Annotated in this window: 20 protein-coding genes; 13 read left to right on the top strand and 7 right to left on the bottom strand. The window is 63.1% G+C overall.

Translation table 11 applies throughout. The features are described 5' to 3' along the window. Nucleotides 1–167: 167 nt before the first annotated feature. The 3 genes from lptB to lptC are packed head-to-tail and all read right to left on the bottom strand — an operon-like array spanning nt 168 to nt 2,282. Complete coding sequence (gene lptB / locus J5286_RS02385) at nt 168–950, bottom strand: LPS export ABC transporter ATP-binding protein (protein ID WP_209188956.1); 783 nt, start codon at nt 948–950, stop codon at nt 168–170. Between the two features lie 37 nt (nt 951–987). After that, nucleotides 988–1,605 carry an LptA/OstA family protein gene (locus J5286_RS02380; protein ID WP_209188954.1) on the bottom strand — a complete coding sequence of 206 codons (618 nt, stop codon included), beginning with the start codon at nt 1,603–1,605 and terminating at the stop codon, nt 988–990. Nucleotides 1,606–1,616: 11 nt separating this feature from the next. After that, complete coding sequence (gene lptC / locus J5286_RS02375) at nt 1,617–2,282, bottom strand: LPS export ABC transporter periplasmic protein LptC (protein WP_111561590.1); 666 nt, start codon at nt 2,280–2,282, stop codon at nt 1,617–1,619. A gap of 210 nt (nt 2,283–2,492) precedes the next feature. Here lptC and sppA point away from each other — a divergent pair, with 210 nt between their 5' ends. The 4 genes from sppA to J5286_RS02355 all read left to right on the top strand — a co-directional run bounded on the left by sppA (nt 2,493) and on the right by J5286_RS02355 (nt 5,300). Beyond that, the gene (sppA, locus tag J5286_RS02370) at nt 2,493–3,443 is read left to right on the top strand and encodes a signal peptide peptidase SppA (protein WP_209188953.1); all 951 of its coding nucleotides are present in this window, start codon (nt 2,493–2,495) and stop codon (nt 3,441–3,443) included. 29 nt (nt 3,444–3,472) lie between these two features. After that, a complete protein-coding gene (locus tag J5286_RS02365; protein WP_018898213.1) occupies nt 3,473–3,772 on the top strand; it encodes an integration host factor subunit beta in 300 nt (99 codons plus the stop codon). Between the two features lie 121 nt (nt 3,773–3,893). Continuing rightward, nucleotides 3,894–4,226 carry a LapA family protein gene (locus J5286_RS02360; protein WP_111561588.1) on the top strand — a complete coding sequence of 111 codons (333 nt, stop codon included), beginning with the start codon at nt 3,894–3,896 and terminating at the stop codon, nt 4,224–4,226. A gap of 168 nt (nt 4,227–4,394) precedes the next feature. Beyond that, a complete protein-coding gene (locus J5286_RS02355; protein ID WP_018898210.1) occupies nt 4,395–5,300 on the top strand; it encodes a S1C family serine protease in 906 nt (301 codons plus the stop codon). 5 nt (nt 5,301–5,305) lie between these two features. Here the strand turns inward: J5286_RS02355 and J5286_RS02350 are convergent, their stop codons facing one another. Beyond that, nucleotides 5,306–5,743: a GNAT family N-acetyltransferase gene (locus tag J5286_RS02350; protein ID WP_209188952.1), complete on the bottom strand. Its 438-nt coding sequence runs from the start codon at nt 5,741–5,743 to the stop codon at nt 5,306–5,308. A gap of 62 nt (nt 5,744–5,805) precedes the next feature. Next, a complete protein-coding gene (locus J5286_RS02345; RefSeq protein ID WP_209188950.1) occupies nt 5,806–6,258 on the bottom strand; it encodes an SRPBCC family protein in 453 nt (150 codons plus the stop codon). Between the two features lie 117 nt (nt 6,259–6,375). Here J5286_RS02345 and J5286_RS02340 point away from each other — a divergent pair, with 117 nt between their 5' ends. The 5 genes from J5286_RS02340 (at nt 6,376) to olsB (ending at nt 12,144) form a co-directional block, all read left to right on the top strand. After that, complete coding sequence (locus J5286_RS02340; RefSeq protein WP_209188948.1) at nt 6,376–7,479, top strand: class I SAM-dependent methyltransferase; 1,104 nt, start codon at nt 6,376–6,378, stop codon at nt 7,477–7,479. Continuing rightward, the gene (locus J5286_RS02335) at nt 7,476–8,336 is read left to right on the top strand and encodes a TrmH family RNA methyltransferase (RefSeq protein ID WP_209188946.1); all 861 of its coding nucleotides are present in this window, start codon (nt 7,476–7,478) and stop codon (nt 8,334–8,336) included. Before J5286_RS02340 ends, J5286_RS02335 begins: the two co-directional genes overlap by 4 nt. Beyond that, complete coding sequence (gene lspA / locus J5286_RS02330) at nt 8,333–8,836, top strand: signal peptidase II (protein ID WP_047507075.1); 504 nt, start codon at nt 8,333–8,335, stop codon at nt 8,834–8,836. Before J5286_RS02335 ends, lspA begins: the two co-directional genes overlap by 4 nt. A gap of 55 nt (nt 8,837–8,891) precedes the next feature. Beyond that, entirely contained in the window at nt 8,892–11,159 is a 2,268-nt protein-coding gene (locus J5286_RS02325) for a hybrid sensor histidine kinase/response regulator (protein ID WP_209188944.1), read from the top strand. A gap of 109 nt (nt 11,160–11,268) precedes the next feature. Then, complete coding sequence (olsB, locus tag J5286_RS02320; RefSeq protein WP_209188943.1) at nt 11,269–12,144, top strand: l-ornithine N(alpha)-acyltransferase; 876 nt, start codon at nt 11,269–11,271, stop codon at nt 12,142–12,144. A 193-nt stretch (nt 12,145–12,337) separates the two neighbouring features. On the opposite strand, the gene J5286_RS02315 is transcribed toward olsB, so the two are convergent. Continuing rightward, a complete protein-coding gene (locus tag J5286_RS02315; protein WP_209188941.1) occupies nt 12,338–14,620 on the bottom strand; it encodes an NADP-dependent malic enzyme in 2,283 nt (760 codons plus the stop codon). Between the two features lie 304 nt (nt 14,621–14,924). Between J5286_RS02315 and mutS the strand changes: the two genes are divergently transcribed. The 4 genes from mutS (at nt 14,925) to murJ (ending at nt 22,564) form a co-directional block, all read left to right on the top strand. Continuing rightward, nucleotides 14,925–17,645: a DNA mismatch repair protein MutS gene (gene mutS, locus J5286_RS02310; protein WP_245205307.1), complete on the top strand. Its 2,721-nt coding sequence runs from the start codon at nt 14,925–14,927 to the stop codon at nt 17,643–17,645. 4 nt (nt 17,646–17,649) lie between these two features. Then, nucleotides 17,650–17,925, top strand: a complete 276-nt coding sequence (locus J5286_RS02305) for a hypothetical protein (RefSeq protein ID WP_047507061.1) — start codon at nt 17,650–17,652, stop codon at nt 17,923–17,925. Nucleotides 17,926–18,035: 110 nt separating this feature from the next. After that, the gene (locus J5286_RS02300; RefSeq protein ID WP_209188937.1) at nt 18,036–20,933 is read left to right on the top strand and encodes a [protein-PII] uridylyltransferase; all 2,898 of its coding nucleotides are present in this window, start codon (nt 18,036–18,038) and stop codon (nt 20,931–20,933) included. Between the two features lie 47 nt (nt 20,934–20,980). Then, nucleotides 20,981–22,564 (top strand): murein biosynthesis integral membrane protein MurJ, encoded by a 1,584-nt coding sequence (murJ, locus tag J5286_RS02295; protein WP_209188935.1) that lies wholly within the window; start codon nt 20,981–20,983, stop codon nt 22,562–22,564. 22 nt (nt 22,565–22,586) lie between these two features. Here murJ and J5286_RS02290 read toward each other — a convergent pair whose 3' ends face one another. Then, entirely contained in the window at nt 22,587–23,015 is a 429-nt protein-coding gene (locus J5286_RS02290; protein WP_209189597.1) for a YcbK family protein, read from the bottom strand. Between the last annotated feature and the right edge of the window lie 95 nt (nt 23,016–23,110).

Raw genomic sequence — 23,110 nt, 5'->3', positions numbered from 1 at the left:
AAACTCCCGCTCGTTCCTCCGGGAAACAGTGTCCTATAACGGGGCTAAGGCCACTGATATCCAAGTTGGCCCAAAAATTGCTTTTTTATTTTATTTGGTCAAGCGGAACTATGCGGCAAGGTGAATTTCCGCTGCCTAGACCCCATGATCACAGGGACGATGTGCCCTTAGAGGCTGAAGTTGTCGCCGAGATAAAGCCTGCGGACTTCGGCATTGTTAACAATGTCGTTGGCCCGGCCATGCGTCAACACTTCGCCCGCATGGATGATATAGGCGCGGTCGATCAGACCCAGCGTCTCGCGCACATTGTGGTCGGTGATCAAGACACCGATGCCACGCGCCGTCAGGTGATGGACGAGGTTCTGGATATCCGACACCGAGATCGGATCGACGCCCGCGAAGGGCTCGTCGAGCAGCATGAATGTCGGGTCGGTCGCCAATGCACGGGCGATTTCCAGACGGCGGCGCTCACCGCCGGACAACGCCACGGCCGGGCTCTTGCGAAGCTTGCGGATATGGAATTCGTCGAGCAACTCGTCGAGCTTCTTCTCGCGCGCCGCCTTGTCCTTCACATGCACTTCGAGAACGGCGCGGATATTCTCCTCGACCGTCAGTCCACGAAAGATCGAGGCTTCCTGCGGCAGATAGCCAACGCCGAGGCGCGAGCGGCGATACATCGGCATCGACGTCACGTCGTTGCCATCGATCTCGATCGTGCCTTCGTCGACGGGGACCAGACCCGTGATCATGTAGAAACAGGTCGTCTTGCCGGCGCCGTTCGGGCCGAGCAGGCCGACGGCCTCGCCACGACGCACGACCAGCGACACGCCGTTGACGACGCGGCGGGTGCTGTACGTCTTCGTCAGACCGCGCGCGATCAGGGTGCCCTGATAGCGGCTCTTGTCAACGGCGCCATCTGCGGCGGCCTGTTGCCCGGTCTTGCCGAACATATTCGATAGCGAGAATAATTTCACGTGGCAGCCGGGGTCAGTTCTTTTTCTGGGATTGCGGATCGAGCTGAATCTGGACGCGGCCCCCGCAGCTGTCCAACTGTGCCTGACCCGTTTCCATGTGCACCGTCAGCTGGCAGCCGGTGAAGACATTGCCGCCGTCGGTCAGAACGACCTTGTCGCCCTTCAGGATAAAGAGCTGCTTTGCCATGTCGAACGAACCGTTATCGGCGGTCGCGGTCTGCGTGCCCGAGGTGAGGTACACCTTGTTCGTCACGATGATGTGGTCGATGTCGGTGTTGCCCGACGACATCGAGGATGCCGGCGTCGTGGTTTCAGATGCCTTGGTCGCAGGCGCAGCGCCATCGGCTGCGGCCTTTGCCTTGTAGAAGACGGTCATGTGGCCGGCCTGCAGCGTAGTCGTTCCCTGAACGACCTTCACGTTGCCGCTGAAGTCGGCGGTGTGATCCTGATCATGAATCTCGAGCTTGTCGCTTTCGATCTGGATCGGCTGATCCTTGTTGAGCTTCAGTCCGCTCATCTGGCTGGTCGTCGCCTGCGCCATCGCGGCTCCGGCCAACAGCAGGAGTGCAAGCGCACCGTTCGTGAATACTGCGCCCGCCTTGCGGGTAGAAATGCGACAATCTTTTGCCATGGTGACCCGGGTTAAGTGCCCTGTTTGCGGATAGCGGTGGGGTTCACATTCATTCGAACGTTCCCCTCGAATGTGATCGTCCGTCCCTTATCTGTCATCTTGAGCGAGCGCGCAACAACCGATGCGCCATCTTTTTTGATGTCGACAGGGTCGCTGGTTGTAAGCTTTCCGCCCTTCACATCGACCTGCGCGGTCTGGAATTTGGCTGTCAGGCCGTCGCTCATGTTGATGACGAAGGGAGACGTGATGTTCAGATTATCGGTCGCGCGATCGTAATCGGCTGTCGTCGCCTCGACGCGGGCAACCAGATCGTCCTTGACCGGAACCACCGCCTTGACGGTTTCCAGCGAGATCAGGTTCGGGTTCTTGATGTCCTGCAGCGCCCGTTCAGCGAGCATCGAGTAGTTGATGCCGGCGGCGTTGCGGCCGGCGATCGCCGGCTTCAGCATCACGACCTTGCCGTTTTCGATCTTGGCGCCTTCGATCTTGATGTTCTCGGGCAGATAGGTGCGGATGACCGACACGCCGATAAAGGCGAGCGACACGATCACGGCGGCGACCGGCAGCAGAACCTTCAGCCGGCGAACGCGGGCGGAGTGAAACCGCGCGGCGCCATAGGCACTTTGCGCCGGCTTCGCATAGGCAGCCTGTCCGCCATTATCCAAGGTGTTGAGCATTCATTCGGTCCGTGTCGATGATAGGACGGCGTATATAGGGAGCGCTTTCGCCCGATCACAGTTCATTTCGCATTATTACACTGACTTGCCAATATGGATTTTTTTCTGCAACAAGCAAGAAAACCGCAAAACCAATCGACACAGCGTTAACGCATATCTATGCACTCTACGTAAGAAGAGTTGCGTCAGACTTGCCGACCGGAGGAATAAATGGACAGCTCCATGATCGCAGATCGCCGCAGGCTGCGCCGCAAGGTCGGCTTCTGGCGCGTGGTGGCGGTACTGCTTCTTCTCGCGCTTGCGCTTGCTATTTACGGCTTTCTGTTCGCCGACAATGCAAACAGGCGCCCGCATGTGGCGCATGTGACGATCTCCGGCCTGATCACCGACGACAGCGAATTGCTCGAGCGGCTCGCCAAGATCAAGGACGAAGACGCGGTCAAGGCGCTGGTCGTTTCCATTTCCTCGCCCGGCGGCACGACCTATGGCGGCGAGCGGATCTTCAAGGCGATCCGGGCGATCGCCGCCAAGAAGCCCGTGGTCTCCGATGTCCGCACGCTTGCGGCATCCGCCGGCTACATGATCGCGACAGCAGGCGATACGATCATCGCCGGCGACAGCTCGATCACCGGCTCGATCGGGGTCATCTTCCAGTATCCGCAGGTGAAACCGCTGCTCGACAAGATCGGCGTCTCCATGGAAGAGATCAAATCCTCGCCGCTGAAGGCGGAGCCCTCGTCCTTCCATCCGGCAAGCGACGAGGCCAAGGCGATGATCAACAACATGATCGTCGACAGCTATGCCTGGTTCGTCGATCTGGTGGCCGATCGCCGCAAGCTGCCGCGCGAGGACGTGCTGAAGCTCGCCGACGGCACCATATTCACCGGGCGCCAGGCGCTGAAGATGAAGCTCATCGACCAGCTTGGCGGCGACGACGAAATCCGTGCCTATCTCGCCACCAAGAACGTCAGCAAGGACCTGCCCGAGATCGATTGGAACAAGAAGAGCAGCACGCCGTTCCTTCTCGCAGGCGCGGCCTCGCAGATCCTCACGCTTCTCGGTTACGGCGATCTCGCCAGAAGCCAGGACCTTGCGGGAATTCTGCCGCAGAAGTTGCTTCTTGACGGGCTCGTTTCAGTTTGGCAGGTTGGCCATGATTGATAAGAAATCAATAATTTAAGGGGGCCACCGTGATCAAGTCCGAGCTGGTGCAGATAGTTGCGGCTCGCAACCCGCATCTTTACCATCGCGATGTGGAAAATATCGTGAACGCGGTTCTCGACGAGATCACCGATGCGCTGGCGGCGGGCAACCGCGTCGAGCTGCGCGGTTTCGGCGCCTTTTCGGTCAAGAACCGTCCATCGCGCTCGGGCCGCAACCCGCGCACCGGCGACACCGTGTTCGTCGAGGAGAAGTGGGTCCCCTTCTTCAAGACCGGCAAGGAGCTGCGCGAGCGGCTGAACCCGGGACAGGCCGATCAGGACGACTGATCGCCGCCTATAGGCCCGGCTGCGGCGAAACCGCACTTGAACTTCACGAGGTCTTTTCTATCCTGTGGCTGAAAGAACGCGCCGCTTACCATGAGCGTGCGTGAGCATGTGGAGGCCTGCGATGGCGAAGAAGATTATCAACCTCCTGATCCTGCTGCCGCTCGGCATCATCCTGATCATTTTTTGCGTGGCCAACCGCCAGAGCGTGACGCTGGCGTTCAATCCGTTTCGCCCCGAGGATCAGGTGCTGTCGGTCTCGGCGCCGTTCTTTGTCTTCCTCTTCATCGCGCTCATCATCGGCATGTTCGCCGGTTCGGCGGTGACCTGGATGAACCAGGGCAAACATCGCAAGCGCGCCCGCAGCGAAGCCAAGGAAGCCGTTCGCTGGCAAGGCGAAGCCGACCGCCACAAGGCGCGCTCGGAAGAAATCGCCGGACAGTTGCCGTCGCGGTAAGACTTCAGGCTTTTCAGAGTTTCCTGACATAAGTGCGCGCGGCGATTTCGGCTTGCCAAGCCCTTGCACCGCGCCATTTGTCTTCATAGCTATGTCCAAAGAACCCGCTGCGCCCTTCTCCCAAAGCAGTTTCACTGCCTCAGCGCGTCGCTTCATGAGGATGAAACCATGAACACAGATCAGATCCTGAAATCGGTCGTCGCCGTCCGCGGCATCATTCCCGATGATGCCTATACCGCCGATACGCTCGGCACCCGGCGCGAGGGCAGCGGCGTGGTCATCAAGGACAGCGGTCTGGTGCTGACGATCGGCTATCTGATCACCGAGGCCGAGGAAGTGTGGCTCACCGCCCATGACGGAAGGGTGGTCGCGGCGCATCCGCTCGGCTACGACCAGGAAACGGGCTTTGGCCTTTTACAGGCGCTTGGCCCCCTCAACCTGCCGGCGCTGGAATTCGGCGACGCCACCTTGGCCGAGCTTGGGCAATCGGTGACGCTGATCGACGGGATCGGCGAGTTCGTCGATGCCAAGATCGTCGCCAAGCAGGAATTCGCCGGCTATTGGGAATATCTGCTCGACGAAGCGATCTTCACTACGCCCGCACACCCCTCCTGGGGCGGAGCGGCACTGGTCGATGGCGACGGCAAGCTGATCGGCATCGGTTCGCTGCGACTGCAGATGAGCCAGGGTGGCGAGGTGGCGGATATCAACATGATCGTGCCGATCAACCTCCTGACACCGATCCTCGACGACCTGACCACGCGCGGGCAGGTCAACAAGCCGGCGCGCCCCTGGCTCGGCGCGTTCTCCGCCGAAAGCAATGGCGACGTGATCGTGATGAGCGTCGCGGAGGGTAGCCCGGCGGATCAAGCCGGGCTCAAGCGCGGTGACGTCATCTCGGAAATCCGCGACGGCGAGGTCGATGGGCTGGCCGATTTCTACCGCAAGATCTGGAGCAGCGGCCCCGCCGGCGCCGAGATCCCCATGCGTATCCTCCGAGACGGCCGCGAGGCGTGGCTGCGCGTGCGCTCGGCCGATCGCAACAGCTTCCTGCGCAAGCCGCAGATGCAGTGACGCGATCAGCGCTCGGGGAAGAAGGTCATCTCTTCGTATTCGCCTTCACGCGATGAGCCCTTGCCTGTCACCACGAAGCCCCGGGCGCGATAGAAGGCCTTGGCGTGTTCGTTGCGGTCTAGGCACTTCAGCCGGTAGGTCTTGTCAGGCCAGTAGGGCAGCGCTCTCAGGAGAGCCTGGCCGATGCCGAGGCCGCGATACTGTTTCCTGATGTAGAGCATGTGGATGAAATCATCGGGCGACCACAGCGTCATGAAGCCCGCGATCTCGCCATCCGGCATCTCGGCGAGCCAGAGCAGTTCGCCCTGTGTATGGGCGTGAAAATCCTCGTGGCGGAACACCTGCGGGTCGACCCAGGTGAAGGTATCGCGACGCACCGCGAGATAGATATCCGCGAGTTCTTCCAGGTCGGCCTTTTCTGGCGATCGGATGGTCCAGTGCATGGTTATGGATGTAGCGGAGACGGCATGAGCTGCCAATTACCTCGTTGGGCGCCAGCGGCCTTTTATTCGGCTGCCTTGGCGCTGACCGCCGCGTTGAAATCGGCGAAGAACCGCTGCGCGAGCTTTTGCGACGAGGAATCGATCAGCTTGGCGCCGAGCTGGGCGATCTTGCCGCCGACATCCGCGCCGGCGCGATAATGCAGGATGGTTTCGCCGCCGTCGTCCTCGAGCGTCACATCGGCCGATCCCCTGGCGAAGCCGGCGATGCTGCCTTTGCCTTCGGCAGACAGCGTGTAGCTCAGGGGTGCATCGATGTTGGAGACGCGGATTTCGCCGGTGAAGGTGAGCGGCACCATGCCGATCTTGACCCTGATCGTGGCGACGAGTTCGTTCGGACCGGTAAACTCCAGTGATTGGCAACCGGGTATGCATCCCTTGAGGATATCGGGATCGTTGAGGCCGGCCCACACGGCATCGCGCGGCGCGGTAATCCGCTCTTGTCCGACGAAGTCCATCACAATCCTCCCATTTTCACCTTGTCGAACATATCGCGGCGGGAAAGCGCTTTGCCAAGGTGAAAATGGGATGCTATTTGCACGGGCTCTATCAAATTCAGCACGCGGAACACCACGTTGAGACAAAAAGAACGCCGGCCGGGCCAGAAATCCGGCACCGGCCCCGCCAGCGGACGACGCGGCGACGAGCGCGGCAACAGCCGCCCGCCGAAGCCCGTAAACAGACCCGCAGCGCCGCAACAGGCCGCGCGCGAGCCCGCCTCCGCGCCTGCGGCACTGGAGCGCCCATTGATGGAGCGCACCGGTGAACGGCCGCCCGAGCGCGTTCCGATCATTCTCGAATCCCTCGGCGCCGGCGATTTCCACCTGATCGACAGCGGCAATGGGGAAAAGCTCGAGCAATACGGCCCCTACCGGATCATTCGCCCGGAAGGACAGGCGCTGTGGAAGCCATCGCTTCCGAAACATGTCTGGGACAAGGTCGATGCGGCCTTTACCGGCGATACCGATGAAGAAGGCACCGGCCGCTGGCGTTTTCCCAAGGAAGCGCTGGGCGAGACCTGGCCGCTCAACCTTCTCGGCGTCGACTTTCTCGGCCGCTTCACCTCGTTTCGCCATGTCGGCGTGTTTCCCGAGCAGATCGTTCACTGGACGTGGATGAAGCAACAGGTCGAAGCGGCCGGCCGGCCGCTGAAGGTGCTGAACCTCTTCGGTTACACCGGCGTTGCCTCGCTGGTGGCGGCTGCGGCCGGCGCCGAGGTCACGCATGTCGATGCCTCGAAGAAGGCGATCGGCTGGGCGCGCGAGAACCAGGCGATGAGCGGGCTTGAAAAGGCACCGATCCGCTGGATCTGCGAAGACGCGATGAAGTTCATCCTGCGCGAAGAACGCCGCGGCAACACATACGACATCATTCTGACCGATCCGCCGAAGTTCGGCCGCGGCCCGAATGGCGAAGTCTGGCATCTGTTCGAGCACCTGCCTGTGATGCTCGACATCTGCCGCGAGATCCTGTCGCCCAAGGCTGTCGGCCTCGTGCTGACGGCCTATTCGATCCGCGCCAGCTTCTATTCCATCCACGAGCTGATGCGCGAGACGATGCGCGGGGCCGGCGGCGTGGTCGAATCCGGAGAGCTGGTGATCCGCGAAGCCGGGCTTGATGGCAACACGCCAGGCCGCGCGCTCTCCACATCCCTCTTTTCCCGCTGGGTGCCGAAATGAGCCACGAACACCGCGACAACGGTCCGCGCAGGGTCGGCCAGGTGAAGGAAGTCACCTCGCTTGCCAATCCCATCATCAAGGACATCAAGGCGCTCAGCGACAAGAAGACCCGCGAGCAGAGCGGCACCTTCATGGCCGAGGGGCTGAAACTCGTGATCGACGCGATCGAGCTTGGCTGGACGATCCGCACGCTGGTTTACGCCAAGGCCGCGAAGGGCAAGCCGCTGGTCGAGCAGATGGCGGCAAAGACCGTCGCTTCCGGCGGGCTGGTGCTCGAAGTCAGCGAGAAGGTTCTCTCCTCGATCACCCGCCGCGACAATCCGCAGATGGTGGTCGGCGTGTTCGAAAACCGCTGGAAGCCGCTCCGCGACATTCGCCCGGCCAAGGGCGAGACGTGGATCGCGCTCGACCGGGTCCGCGATCCCGGCAATCTCGGCACGATCATCCGCACCGCCGATGCGGCCGGCGCTTCCGGCGTCATCCTGGTCGGCGAGACCACGGACCCGTTTTCGCTTGAGACCGTACGGGCAACGATGGGCTCGGTCTTCGCCATGCCTGTGTCGCGCGCGACGCCAGAGGAGTTCATCGCCTGGAAGAAGCAGGCGGGCGTGTCGCTGGTCGCCACGCATCTGGCCGGCTCCGTCGACTACCGCACGATCGATTACAAGAGTAAGCCGGTCGTCATCCTGATGGGCAACGAGCAATCCGGCCTGCCGGAGCAGCTTGCGCGCGAAGCCGATGCGCTTGCCCGCATTCCGCAACAGGGCCTGGCGGATTCGCTCAATCTCGCGGTCGCCAGCGCCGTCATGATGTTTGAGGCACGCCGCCACCTTCTCTCACTCACCGAGGCCAAATGACCGATCAGACGCTAGACCGCCCGACGCTGTTTTCGCGCCCGCTGCCGATCCTGATCTTCGTCGTTCTCGCCGTGGTGCTCGACCAGATCATCAAGATCGTGGTCGATCACACGCTGCCGCTTCAAGAAGCGGTGCACGTCATCCCGATGCTGGCGCTCTACCGCACCTATAATCTCGGCGTCGCCTTCTCGATGCTGTCAGGCATGGACGGCTGGTTTATCGTCGGCATGCGGCTGATCATCGTCGCTTTCGTGCTCTGGCTCTGGCACCGCACGGGCAAGCAGCGCACCTTCGCCCATCTCGGCTACGCACTGATCATCTCAGGTGCGCTGGGCAATCTCCTCGACCGTTTCCTTTATGGACACGTCATCGATTACATCCTGTTCTATACCGAGACATGGTCGTTCGCGGTTTTCAACTTGGCCGATAGTTTCATCACCATCGGCGCGGGATGCGTGATTTTGGACGAGCTATTGCAACCCAAGACCGCCGATAAGTAAAATCTTAGCGGTTTACTGAAGGCATTTGGAACAGCCGGCGTGCTAATTTGAACCTATGGTCGGACTGGGTCAGTTACACGAGAAGCTTGCCGCTGCCTTCGGCGCGCCCGCCGCTCATCCTCAAGATGAGCAGGCCGCGATCCCGGCTGACATGTCCCCTGCTACCCCCGAACACAGCCCCGTCGTCGCCCCCTCGGCGCGCAAGCTGATCTCCTACTGGCTCGGCGGCGCCGGCATTCTCTCCGCCATCCTCTTGCTCGCGCTCGGCTATTTGGGCGGCCTGCTCTGGGTCGCGATCGGCATCGGCGCGCTGGTTCTTGCCGCGATCGTCAGCTTCGCCGTTGTCTCGACCCGCCGCCATCACATCAAGGCGCGCGCCGGCGACGACACCGTGCGCGGCGGAAGCGATGCGGCGCTCTTCGCCAGCATCCACGACGCGCTTGGCGACATCACCGTGACCCGGACGATGGATCGACGGATCGTTGCCGCAAACGACATGTTCCGCCGGTTGACCGGGCGGCTAAACCCGATCGGGCAGACCTGCGAGGAAATCGGCATCGCCTTTCGCCCCGGCACGGAACCGCACCGCTACGATGTCGAGATGTCGACGCCCGAGGGCCAGCGCATCTTCTTCTGGCGCGATGTCGTGACCCGCAACCCCTCGGACGGAAAGCTTTTGCTGCACAGCATCGCCCGCGACGTGACGGCTGATCGCATCGCGGCGCAGGAGCGCGAAGAGGCGCGGCAGAAGGCGGAGTTCAACAGCGCCTCGAAATCGCGGCTGCTTGCGACCGTCAGCCATGAATTGCGCACGCCGCTCTCGGGCATTCTCGGCATGACGCATCTCCTGACCGAAACGCGGATGACCCAGGAGCAGGACAACTACCTGACCGGCATCCGCCAGTCCGGCCATGCGCTGACCCAGCTGGTCGAGGATCTGCTCGATTTCTCGACCATCGAGGTCGGGCGCTTCCAGCTGCGCCCGCGGTCTGAATCGGTGCGCAAGCTGCTTGAAAGCGTCGTCGAGATGCTCGCACACCGCGCCCATGAAAAGGGCATCGAGATCGGCTCGACGGTGTCGTCTGATGTTCCCGAACTGATGAACTTCGACGCGGCGCGTCTGCGCCAGGTCTTGTTCAACGTCATCGGCAATGCGGTGAAATTCACCCAGGTCGGCGGCGTGTTCATTCGCGTGTCGCTGCAGGATGGCGAGCTTGCGATCACCGTCACCGATACCGGGCCGGGCATGACGGAAGAAGAGCAGGCGCGTGTCTTCGGCGAATACGAACAGGCGGGCACCATGGTGGAGAAGAGCAACGGCACCGGCCTTGGCCTTGCCATCTCGGCGCGCATCATGCGCGAGTTCGGCGGCGAGCTGACGGTCGCCAGCGAAAAGGGCACCGGCACGGAGTTCTGCATCCGCTTCCGCACCGAGGGAGACGAAGAACCCGCGGCGCGGCGCGACACGCTGCTTTCGGGCAATCTCGTGGTGCTGCTCGCACCTGCCGGTGCCGCGCGCATGGCGATTTCCGAGACCATCCGCACGCTCGGCGGCCAGTGCCACTTCGTCGAGGATGGCGAGACGGCCCGTTGGATTTTGCTCGACATGGCGGCCAACGGAAGGCGCCCGACCGACATCATCGTTGACCACCGCATGTCGGCGGAATTCGCGGCACACCTCGCCGACCGGACCGATATCGCAGCCCTTGGCCTGCGCAAGATCTTCCTGGTCAATCCGGAAGAGCGCAACGCCCATTCGCTCGATCTCTTCGACGCCTGGCTGATCCGGCCGCTGCGCGAACAGTCGCTGATCGACGTGTTGCGCGGTCGCATGCGCGGCATGGAAAAGCGCGATGCGCTCAACGACAACCAGCCCGGCTTCAGCCCCGGCATCCCGGAGGCGGGCATTCAGGGCGGGCTGAAGATCGTGCTCGCCGAAGACGATCCGATCAACGCCATGCTGATCCGCGCCATGCTGGAAAAGGCCGGCCACAGCGTGCAGCATGTCGAGCATTTCGAAGCGCTGCTCGACGCGGCGCTGGCGGAAGGAAGCGTGCGGCCGGATATCGTCATCAGCGATCTTTCCATGCCCGGCGGCGACGGGATCGAAATGATTGGCCGGCTACGTGGTCATGAGCGCCGGCTTGAGGTTCCCTCGGTGCCGATCATCGTTTTGACTGCCGACAAACGCGATGAATCGCGTCGTCAAGTCTTGCTGAACGGGGCAAACCGCGTCATGCTGAAACCCATAGACCCGATACGGCTCCTGACGGAAGTCCAGGCTGTCGCCGCGCTTTCGGCACGCCGCGCAGAAGCACTGTAGCGCCACCGCCACCCATGTGTTTCTTGCGTATCTGGGGGTTTAAAATGTCACTTTGCTGTCGCATATAAGTGTTTTATGGCGTCCTAAAGCCGGCAATGAAAGATTCGTCATGTCCGTAGATATCTGCAACCGTGACACCCTCGTCGAGGCTCTCCCCCCTGCGCGGAAAGCCGAACAGATCGAGAGCGACGTCTTCGGCCGGATCGGCAATCTCGAGACACGCCTTGCCCGTACGCCTGGCGAAATCGATGCCGCGCAGTCCGTGCGCTACCGTGTTTTCGTGGAAGAGATGAAGGCCGAACTGCCTGCGGAAGCGATGCGCCGCAAGCGCGATTTCGACGCCTACGACGACTTTTGCGACCACCTTCTGGTGCTCGATCGCTCGATCGAGGGCGACAGCGAGGACCAGATCGTCGGCACCTACCGCCTGCTGCGGCAGGAGGTGGCAATGGCCAATGGCGGCTTTTACTCGGCTTCCGAATTCGACATCGCCACGCTGATCGCGCGCCATCCGGATAAGCGCTTCATGGAGCTCGGCCGCTCCTGCGTGCTGCCGGACTACCGCACCAAGCGCATCGTCGAGCTTCTCTGGCAGGGCAACTGGGCCTATGCGCTGAAGCACGGCATGAGCGCGATGTTCGGCTGCGCCTCCTTCCCCGGCATTCACCCGGAACAGCATGCACTGGCGCTCTCGTTCCTCCGCCACAACGTCGCGGCCAAGGACGAGTGGGCCGTCGACGCGCTGCCGCATCTCGCCCGCGACATGGACCTGATGCCGGTCGAAGCCGTCAATCCGAAGCGCGCACTGATGGCGCTGCCGCCGCTGATCAAGGGCTACCTGCGCCTCGGCGCCATGGTGGGATCGACCGCCGTGGTCGACAAGGCGTTCAACACGACGGATGTGCTGATCGTTCTGCCGATCGCCAGCATTTCGGATCGGTATGTGAATTATTATGGTGCCGATGCTGGGCGGTTTGCCAGCTGATTGGCATAACTAGTCTTTAGCCTTTCGCCGTGTAGCCCCCTCATCCGACCCTTCGGGCCACCTTCTCCCCTATGGGGCGAAGGGGAGGTTGGCGCGAGCGGCCCGCTACGAGTCCCTTCTCCCCAACGGGGAGAAGATGGCGGCAGCCAGATGAGGGGGCCGCACGGCACACCCTCACCTTTTCAAAACCCGACTACGACCCCGTATAAGCTGCAATCGCAGCCATGTTGACGATGTCGCTGTCCTTCGCCCCCATCGAGGTGATCTGCACCGCCTTGTCGACACCGACGAGGATGGGGCCGATGACGGTGGAGCCGCCGAGTTCCTGCAGCATCTTGGTGGAGATCGAGGCCGAGTGGAAGGCCGGCATGACCAGCACGTTGGCCGGGCCCGACAGGCGGCAAAAGGGGTATTGCTCCATCGCCTTGCGGTTCAGCGCCACATCCGCCGCCATCTCGCCGTCATACTCGAAATCCACATGGCGGCGGTCGAGGATGGCGACGGCTTCGCGGACGCGCTCGGAGCGTTCGCCGGAGGGATGGCCGAAGGTCGAGTAGGCGAGCATGGCGACGCGCGGATTGTAGCCCATGCGGCGCGCGAAGCCGGCGGCCTCGACCGCGATATCGGCAAGCTCCTCGGCCGACGGCATGTCGTGGACCGCGGTGTCCGCCACGAAGACGGTGCGGCCGCGGCAAAGCGCGATCGACACGCCGATCACCCGGTGGCCCGGCTTCTCGTCGATGCAACGGCGGACATCCTCGAGCGCCGTCGAGTAGTTGCGGGTGATGCCGGTCACCATGCCGTCGGCATCACCGAGCGCCACCATGCAGGCCGCGAAGTGGTTGCGGTCGTTGTGGATCAGGCGCTGGGCATCGCGGTGCAGATAGCCTTTGCGCTGCAGGCGGGCGTAGAGATAGTCGATATAGGCTTCCACCCGGGTTGAGATGCGGGCGTTGACGATCTCCAGACCGGGGCGGTTGAGATCGATACCGGCGCGCTCTGCCGTCGCATGGATCAGATCCTCGCGGCCGAGCAGGATGGCGGTGCCGAGCTGCTGGTTGGCGTAGGAGAGCGCGGCGCGCATGACCTGCTCCTCCTCGGCTTCGGCAAAGACCACGCGTTTCGGATGGCGGCGGACGCGCTCATAGAGGCTCGCCAGCGTCGAGGCGATCGGATCGCGCCGCGCCGACAGTTCGCGGGCATAGGCGGCCATGTCGGGGATCGGCTTGCGGGCGACGCCGCTTTCCATGGCGGCCTGGGCGACCGCCACGGGGATTGCCGAAATCAGGCGCGGATCGAAGGGGACCGGGATGATGTATTGCGGGCCGAAGCGCGGACGATTGCCCTGATAGGCGGCGGCGACGTCGTCGGGAACGTCCTCGCGGGCAAGGCTCGCCAGCGCCCGGACGGCCGCGATCTTCATGTCGTCGTTGATCGTCGTGGCGCGGACATCGAGCGCACCACGGAAGATATAGGGGAAGCCCAGCACGTTGTTGACCTGGTTCGGATAATCCGAACGGCCGGTCGCCATGATGGCGTCATCGCGGATGCGCGCAACCTCTTCCGGCGTGATCTCGGGATCGGGATTGGCCATGGCGAAGATGATCGGGCGGTCGGCCATCGACAGGATCATCTCCTCGGAGAAGGCTCCCTTCTGCGACAGGCCGAAGACGACGTCGGCGCCCTTCATCGCTTCTTCCAGCGTGCGCGCCTTGGTCTTGACCGCATGCGCCGACTTCCACTGGTTCATGCCCTCGGTGCGGCCCTGGTAGATGACGCCCTTGGTGTCGCAGAGCACGATATTCTCGGGCGCGAAGCCCATGGCCTTGATGAGCTCGACGCAGGCGATCGCGGCGGCACCCGCGCCGTTGCAGACGAGCTTCGTCGTCTTCAGGTCGCGACCAGTCAGCTCCAGGGCGTTGATGAGGCCGGCGGCGGCGATGATCGCGGTGCCATGCTGGTCGTCGTGGAAGACGGGGATATCCATGAGCTCGCGCAAGCGGCTCTCGATGATGAAACAGTCCGGCGCCTTGATGTCTTCGAGATTGATGCCGCCGAAGGAAGGGCCGAGAAAGCGGACGCAGTTGATGAACTCGTCGATATTTTCCGTATCGACCTCAAGGTCGATGCTGTCGACATCGGCGAAACGCTTGAAGAGGACGGACTTGCCTTCCATGACGGGCTTCGACGCCAGCGCACCGAGATTGCCGAGGCCGAGGATAGCGGTGCCGTTGGAAATGACCGCCACCATGTTGCCGCGCGACGTATAATCATAGGCGGTGGCGGGATCGGCGGCGATGGCCTTGACGGGAACGGCGACGCCCGGCGAATAGGCAAGCGAGAGATCCCGCTGCGTGGCCATCGGCTTGGTCGGATTGACTTCGAGCTTGCCGGGTTTTCCCTGCGAATGGAAGTCGAGCGCTTCCTTGTCGGTAATGCCGTTGGCGGGGCGCTGCTTGCTGTTCATGTCGGGCATATCTCCTCCAAATCTCCTGACAACCGGCCTTCGATTGCGCTAGTCGACCCTCTATAGACACGCTATCTGGGGCTGACACGACGCCTTGCGAAAAAGCCGTACGGCTACAATCGATTAAAATATCCGGTGGAACTGGCAGGCGCCCTTCCAAGGGGTTCCTGACCTTGCGGCTCGTTGAATACCTCCCTCAATCCTCCTGTGGGCTAACGGCTCCCATTTCCCGATAGCTGTTGTCTTCTATAGCCGCGCTTCGATAGGGTGGCACCCTGTTTTTTAGGGAAAAGCCCACTCCGTGAACGATCGAATGACCTTGAGACACGAAGCCTTTTCGGCTGCCGAGCTTGCAACGGAAGAGAGCCGCGCCTCGGCCACGCCGATGATGGAGCAGTTCATCGAGATCAAGGCGAACAATCCGGATTCGCTTTTGTTCTACCGCATGGGCGATTTCTACGAGCTGTTCTTCGAAGACGCGCTCGACGCCTCTCGCGCGCTCGGGATCACGCTGACGAAGCGCGGCCAGCACATGGGACAGGATATCCCGATGTGCGGCGTGCCGGTTCATGCGGCTGACGATTATCTGCAGAAGCTGATCGGCCTCGGTTTCCGGGTCGCGGTCTGCGAGCAGGTCGAGGACCCGGCGGAAGCCAAGAAGCGCGGCAGCAAGTCGGTCGTGAAGCGCGACGTCGTGCGCCTGGTGACGCCGGGAACGATCACCGAGGAAAAGCTGCTTTCGCCTTCGGAATCGAATTATCTGATGGCGCTGACCCGCATTCGCGGCGCCTCCGAGCCCTTGATGGCGCTCGCCTGGATCGATATTTCCACCGGCGTTTTCCGCCTGGCGGAGACCGAGGCATCGCGGCTGCTTGCCGATATCTTGAGGATCGATCCGCGCGAACTGATCGTGCCGGATACGATGTTCCACGATCCGGAGCTGAAGCCGGTGTTCGACGTGCTTGGTCGCACCGCCGTGCCGCAGCCATCGGTGCTGTTCGACAGCGCCACGGCTGAAGGCCGGATCGCGCGCTATTTCGGCGTCTCGACGCTCGACGGCTTCGGCACCTTCTCGCGCTCGGAACTCGCGGCAGCGGCAGCGGCCGTCGCCTATGTCGAGAAGACGCAGATCGCCGAACGGCCACCGCTCGGCAAGCCGGAGCGCGAAAGCGCCGCCTCGACACTCTTCATCGACCCGGCGACGCGGGCCAATCTCGAACTTGCGCGCACGCTTTCCGGCGACCGCAACGGCTCGCTCTTGAAAGCCATCGACCGCACCGTGACCGGCGGCGGCGCGCGGTTGCTGGCCGAACGCCTGATGTCGCCGCTGACCGATCCCGCGCGCATCAACGAGCGGCTGGATTCGATCGGCTTCCTGATCGAGGAGCCCTCGCTCTCGGGCGACCTGCGCGATCTCCTGAAGCATGTGCCCGACATGCCCCGCGCGCTGTCGCGCCTGGCGCTCGAGCGCGGCGGCCCGCGTGATCTCGCGGCGATCCGGCAGGGGCTGAATGCGGCGACCGACGTGGCGCGGCTGCTCGAAACCGCGATGCTGCCCGAGGAACTGGCCGACGCGCTGGCTGGTCTCATCGCCCTGCCCCATCAGGTGGCGGCACTGCTCAGCGAAACACTCGGCGACGAACTGCCACTGCTGAAACGCGATGGCGGCTTCCTGCGGGACGGCGCCAATCCGGAGCTCGACGACGTCCGCGCGCTGCGCGACCAGTCGCGCCGGGTGATCGCCGGGCTGCAGCTGCAATATGCCGACGAGACCGGCATCAAGTCGCTGAAGATCAAGCACAACAACGTGCTCGGCTATTTCATCGAGGTGACGGCGGGCAATGCCGGGCCGATGACCGACACGCCGGAGGCCAAGGCGCGCTTCATCCATCGCCAGACGATGGCGAACGCCATGCGCTTCACCACCACCGAGCTTGCCGATCTCGAAAGCCGCATCGCCAACGCCGCCGATCAGGCACTGTCGATCGAGCTCGCGGCCTTCGACCGCATGAGCGCGGCTGTCGTCGCCGAGGCCGAAACCATCAAGGCCGGCGCGCGGGCGCTTGCCGTCATCGACGTCGCCGCGGGCCTGGCGCTGCTTGCCGACGAGCAGGCCTATTGCCGGCCGCTGGTCGATGGCTCGACCATGTTTGCGATCGAGGGCGGGCGGCATCCCGTCGTCGAGCAGGCGCTGCGCCGCCAATCCACCGGCCCCTTCGTCGCCAATAATTGCGACCTCTCGCCCGAGGGAGACGGCAAGGATGGGGCGATCTGGCTTTTGACCGGTCCGAACATGGGCGGTAAATCGACCTTCCTGCGCCAGAACGCGCTGATCGCCATTCTCGCGCAGATGGGTTGCTTCGTGCCGGCGACCTCGGCGCATATCGGCATCGTCGACCGCCTGTTTTCGCGCGTCGGCGCTTCCGACGATCTGGCGCGCGGGCGCTCGACCTTCATGGTCGAGATGGTGGAGACCGCCGCCATCCTCAACCAGGCGACCAGCCGCTCGCTCGTCATCCTCGACGAGATCGGGCGCGGCACCGCGACCTTCGACGGCCTGTCGATCGCCTGGGCATCGGTCGAGCATCTGCACGAGGCCAACCGCTGCCGCGGGCTGTTCGCCACGCACTTCCACGAGCTGACCGTGCTGTCTGAGAAGCTGGCGCGGCTTTCCAACGCGACGATGCGCGTGAAGGAATGGGACGGCGACGTGATCTTCCTGCACGAAGTCGGCCCAGGTGCGGCCGACCGTTCTTACGGTATCCAGGTGGCGCGGCTTGCCGGCCTGCCGGCCTCCGTCGTGGCGCGTGCCCGCGATGTGCTGACGCGGCTGGAAGACGCCGACCGCAAGAACCCCGCGAGCCAGCTGATCGACGATCTGCCGCTGTTCCAGGTGGCGGTGCGGCGTGAGGATGTGGCGCGCGGGCCTTCGAAGGTCGATGAAGCCTTGAAGAACATGAGCCTTGACGACATGACGCCGCGCGAGGCGCTGGACGCGCTCTACGACCTCAAGAAGAAGCTGAAGCAGGGGTAAGCGCATGTTCATGGACCGCCTGCTTCGCGAAACGCAGCTGCTCGCCAATATCTTCACGGCGATCGAGGCGCTTCGCCTTGCCGACGAACACGGCAATCCGCGCGGCTGGGCATCGCCCTTCGGGCTACTGCAGATCATCGCCTGCTGCTCGCGCATATCGGATTTGACGGCATCCATCGCCAAGGCGGGCTACCGCGAATGCGACAGGGAGATGCTCGAAGAGATCGCCAGCGAAAACCGCAAGGTGCTCTATTCCGTCAACGAGCAGATCGCCGCTTAAAGCTCACTGCCCCGCACGCCGTCTCGCCGCACGATCACCTTTTCGCCAAAATTAAAGGTTCTTGCAGTATGAAAGCCCGTGTCAAACAGCGGGCAAAGAGGCTATAGCGCATGCAGACGAAACGAGAGGCGCAGCAGATGGCCGCGCCGCGCGAACAGGAAGCCGCCCAGCGCATGGCGCCGACGAACGATATCGATTTCTCCGACATTCTCGACACCGACTATCTGCGCAAGCAGTGCGACGCCGTGGTGGAGGCCAACAAGAACCGGCCGGACGCGATGCGCTCCGATCTGCTCGGCATCTTCAAGAAGGCCAGCACGGATGGGCGCAATAAGGCGCGCGAACTGCTGTCGGCCGACGGCAGCGGCTTGAAATGCGCGCGCCGGATCTCCTGGCTGCAGGACCAGATCATCACGGTTCTCTACGAATTTTCCACCGACCACGTCTTTCCCAAGCAGAAGGACAAGTTCTCGGTCACCGCCGTCGGCGGCTATGGCCGCGACACGCTGGCGCCGGGCTCGGATATCGACCTGCTCTTCCTGTTCCAGCCGAAGCCGGCGGAAGAGACGCACAAGGCGGTCGAGTTCATCCTCTACATGCTGTGGGACATGGGCTTCAAGGTCGGCCACGCCACGCGCACCGTCGAAGAGTGCATCGCGCTGTCGAAGTCCGACATGACGATCCGCACGGCGATCCTGGAGATGCGCTACATCTGCGGCCTTCGTTCGCTCGAAACCGAGCTGGAAGCCCGCTTCGACAAGGAAATCGTCACCGGCACTGGCCCGGAATTCATCGCCGCCAAGCTTGCCGAGCGTGACGAGCGCCACCGCAAGGCGGGCGACACGCGCTATCTCGTCGAGCCGAACGTGAAAGAGGGCAAGGGCGGGTTGCGCGACCTGCACACGCTGTTCTGGATCTCCAAATATTACTACCACGTGCGCGACACCGCCGAACTGGTGGCGCTCGGCGTTCTCTCCAAGCACGAATATCGCCTGTTCGAAAAGGCCGACGACTTCCTCTGGGCGGTGCGCTGCCACATGCACTTCCTCACCAACAAGGCCGAGGAACGGCTCTCCTTCGACATCCAGCGCGAGATCGCGGCAGCGCTCGACTATCACTCCCGCCCCGGCCTTTCGGCCGTCGAGCGTTTCATGAAGCACTACTTCCTTGTGGCCAAGGACGTCGGCGACCTGACGCGCATCCTTTGCGCAGCACTTGAGGACCAGCAGGCGAAATCGACGCCGGGGCTTTCGGGCGTGTTCAGCCGCTTCACCCACCGCACCCGCAAGATCGCCGGCAGCACCGACTTCATGGAGGATCGCGGCCGCATCGCGCTCGCAAGCCCGGATGTGTTCAAGCGCGATCCCGTCAACATCATCCGCCTCTTCCATGTGGCCGATATCAACGGGCTCGAATTCCATCCGGATGCGCTGAAGCGCGTGACGCGCTCGCTCAGCCTGATCGACAACAGCGTGCGCGAGAGCGAGGAAGCCAACCGGCTGTTCCTTTCGATCCTGACATCGAAGCGCGATCCGGCGCTGATCCTGCGGCGCATGAACGAGGCCGGCGTGCTCGGCCGCTTCATTCCCGAGTTCGGCAAGATCGTCGCGATGATGCAGTTCAACATGTATCACCACTACACTGTCGATGAGCATCTGCTGCGCAGCGTCGACGTGCTCTCGGAGATCGACAAGGGCAAGGCCGAAGAGCTGCACCCACTCGCCAACAAGATGATGCCCGGGATCGAGGATCGCGAGGCGCTCTATGTCGCGGTGCTGCTGCACGACGTCGCCAAGGGCCGCCAGGAGGATCACTCGATCGCCGGCGCCCGCGTCGCCCGCAAGCTCTGCGCCCGCTTCGGCCTGTCCCACAAGCAGACAGACACCGTGGTCTGGCTGATCGAGGAGCACCTGACGATGTCGATGGTGGCGCAGACGCGCGACCTCACCGACCGCAAGACGATCACCGATTTCGCCGACCGCATGCAGTCGCTCGAGCGGCTGAAGATGCTGATGATCCTGACGGTCTGCGACATCCGCGCCGTCGGCCCTGGCGTGTGGAACGGCTGGAAGGGGCAGTTGCTTCGCACGCTCTATTACGAGACCGAGCTCCTGCTTGCCGGCGGCTTCTCCGAGGTGTCGCGCAAGGAGCGCGCTGCCGTGGCCGCCGAGGCGCTGTTCAACGCGCTTGCCGACTGGAGCCAGAAGGATCGCAAGATCTACAGCAAGCTGCACTACCAGCCCTACCTGCTTTCGGTGCCGCTGGAAGACCAAGTGCGCCATGCCGGCTTCATCCGCCAAGCCGACAAGGCCGGACAGGCGCTGGCAACGATGGTGCGCACCGACAGCTTCCACGCCATCACCGAGATCACCGTGCTCTCGCCCGACCACCCGCGCCTGCTCGCCGTCATCGCCGGCGCCTGTGCCGCGGCAGGCGCCAATATCGTCGATGCGCAGATCTTCACGACCTCCGATGGCCGGGCGCTCGACACCATCCATGTCAGCCGCGAGTTCAAGGACGATGCCGACGAGCTTCGCCGCGCCGGCACGATCGGCAGGATGATCGAGGACGTGCTTTCAGGCCGCAAGCGGCTGCCCGAGGTGATCGCGACCCGCACCAAAAACCGCAAGAAGAGCAAGGCCTTCTTCATTCCGCCGTCGGTCCATATCTCCAACAGCCTGTCGAACAAGTTCACCGTCATCGAGGTCGAGTGCCTCGACCGTCCGGGCCTGTTGTCAGAGGTGACCGCCGTGCTGTCGGATCTGTCGCTCGACATCCAGTCGGCGCGGATCACCACCTTCGGCGAGAAAGTGATCGACACCTTCTACGTCACCGATCTCGTCGGCCAGAAGATATCGGGCGACAGCAAGCGCTCCAACATCACCGCCCGGATGAAGGCCGTGATCGCGGAAGAGCAGGACGAGCTGCGCGAGCGCATGCCGTCGGGCATGATCGCGCCGGCGGCCACACCACGCACCCCCGGCCCCACCCAGGAGACGGCGGATTGAGCCGATCCGGCCGATCCGCCTGAAACAACCGTCATGAGAGCGTCCGCATGAGCCTCGTCAAGAAATTCGCCACCGTCGGCGGCGCCACGCTGGGCAGCCGGTTGTTCGGCTTCGCCCGCGAAACGCTGATGGCGGCGGCGCTCGGCACCGGGCCGATGGCCGACGTATTCTACGCGGCCTTCCGCTTTCCGAACCTGTTTCGCCGGCTGTTTGCCGAAGGCGCGTTCAACGCCGCCTTCGTGCCGCTCTTCGCCAAGGAGATCGAGGCAAACGGCACCGATGGCGCCAAGCGCTTCTCCGAGGAAGTGTTCGGCGTTCTGTTTTCGGTACTGCTTCTCATCACCATCGTGATGGAGCTCTCGATGCCGCTTCTGGTGCGCTTCATCATCGCGCCGGGCTTTACCGACGATCCGGAGAAGTTCTCGATCACCGTGCGCATGGCGGCGGTGATGTTCCCCTACCTGATGTGCATGTCGCTGACGGCGATGATGAGCGGGATGCTGAATTCGCTGCATCACTTCTTCGCCGCCGCCGTGGCGCCCGTCTTCCTCAACGTCGTGATGATCGGCGCGCTGTTCTACGCGCTCTATACCGGCGCCGAACCGCTGCAGACCGCGTGGTATCTCTCCTGGGGCGTCCTGGTCGCGGGCGTTTTGCAGCTCGCGGTCGTCTATTTCGGCGTGCTGCATGCGGGCATGAGCATCGGGATCCGCTTTCCGAGGATCACGCCCAACGTCAAGCGGCTTTTGATCCTTGCCGTCCCCGCCGCCGTGACCGGCGGCATCACGCAGATCAACCAGATGATCGGCCAGGCGATCGCCTCCAGCAAGGAGGGCGCGATCGCGGCCCTGCAATATGCCGATCGCATCTACCAGCTGCCGCTCGGCGTGGTCGGCGTCGCGGTCGGCGTCGTGCTTCTGCCTGAGCTTGCGCGCGCGCTGAAGGGCGGGAACCTCCGCGAAGCCGGCAATCTGCAGAACCGCTCGATCGAGTTCGTGATGTTTCTGACGATCCCCGCCGCCTTCGCGCTGTGGATACTCTCCGACGAGATCATCCGCGTGCTCTACGAGCGCGGCGCCTTCCACCAGGAAAACACCATGATCGTCGGCTCGATCCTGGCGATCTACGGCATCGGCCTGCCGGCCTTCGTGCTGATCAAGGCGCTGCAGCCGGGCTTTTACGCCCGCGAGGACACCAAGACGCCGATGCGCTTTTCGGCGGTCGCCGTCGGCGTCAACTGCGCCACCGCGCTGACGCTGTTTCCTTATCTCGGCGCGCCTGGGATCGCTGTCGCGGAAGCCACGGCCGGATGGATCAGCACCGTTCTTCTCTTCTCCACGCTCTTGAAACGCGGCCACCTGACATGGGAATGGGCGCTGGCGCGGCGCACGGCGCTGCTCGTCGTCTCCGCCGCCGTCATGGGCGCTGTCATCACGTATCTCCAGCATCGCTGGGAGCCATGGCTTGCCTCGAGCGCTTCGCTCGCCACCAAGGTCGGCACGCTCGGCATGCTGATCGGCATCTCGATGGTCGTCTATTTCGCCACCGCGTTTTTGATCGGCGGCGCGAACCTAGGCATGATCCGCCGCAACCTCAACCGCAAGCCAGCGGTTACCAAGACCGACGGCTGAGCCGCCCCCGGCTGGTGCTGCTCTAACAGTGCGTCCAGCGGCGCTTCGGGCCGACATCGACATGGATGATGCCGTTGCAATAGCGGCCGATGCCGCCGATGCCGGGCGCCTGCGCGGCAATGGCGATGATGGTCTTGTCGGACACGCCGGGCACCCGGATATCGGCGGCGGCGCAATTGCGGTGCTGCGAATGCGAGCGGCCGGAATGCGCCCTCAGCCCCGAAGTGACCAGCGGGCGGCGGCCCGTCTTGTCGGCGATGTAGGTGAGGATGCCCCTCAATTTCGGCGGAAAGCAGCCGGCGCGAACGCTGACGGTCTGCAGACTATAAGCGAGCGTTTCATTTTTCTTCAGCGGCCCGATCGAGAGTTTTCGAACATTCTGGGCGGTGGCGCCGTTAAGGCTGGAGAGGCTGAACAAGCCGGCGAGTGCGATTGAGAATGCAGGATGCATCATGTCGTCCCCCAGTTGGGAGCGCCGCAAAATGCGGCGCTCGCGTTTGCGGGCGGAAAAACTCTCCTCAAAAATGGCCAATTTAAGGAAACTCC

The sequence above is a fragment of the Rhizobium sp. 16-488-2b genome (assembly GCF_017741815.1).
Taxonomy (GTDB): Bacteria; Pseudomonadota; Alphaproteobacteria; order Rhizobiales; family Rhizobiaceae; genus Rhizobium.
This window is presented reverse-complemented; position numbering and strand designations above follow the sequence as displayed.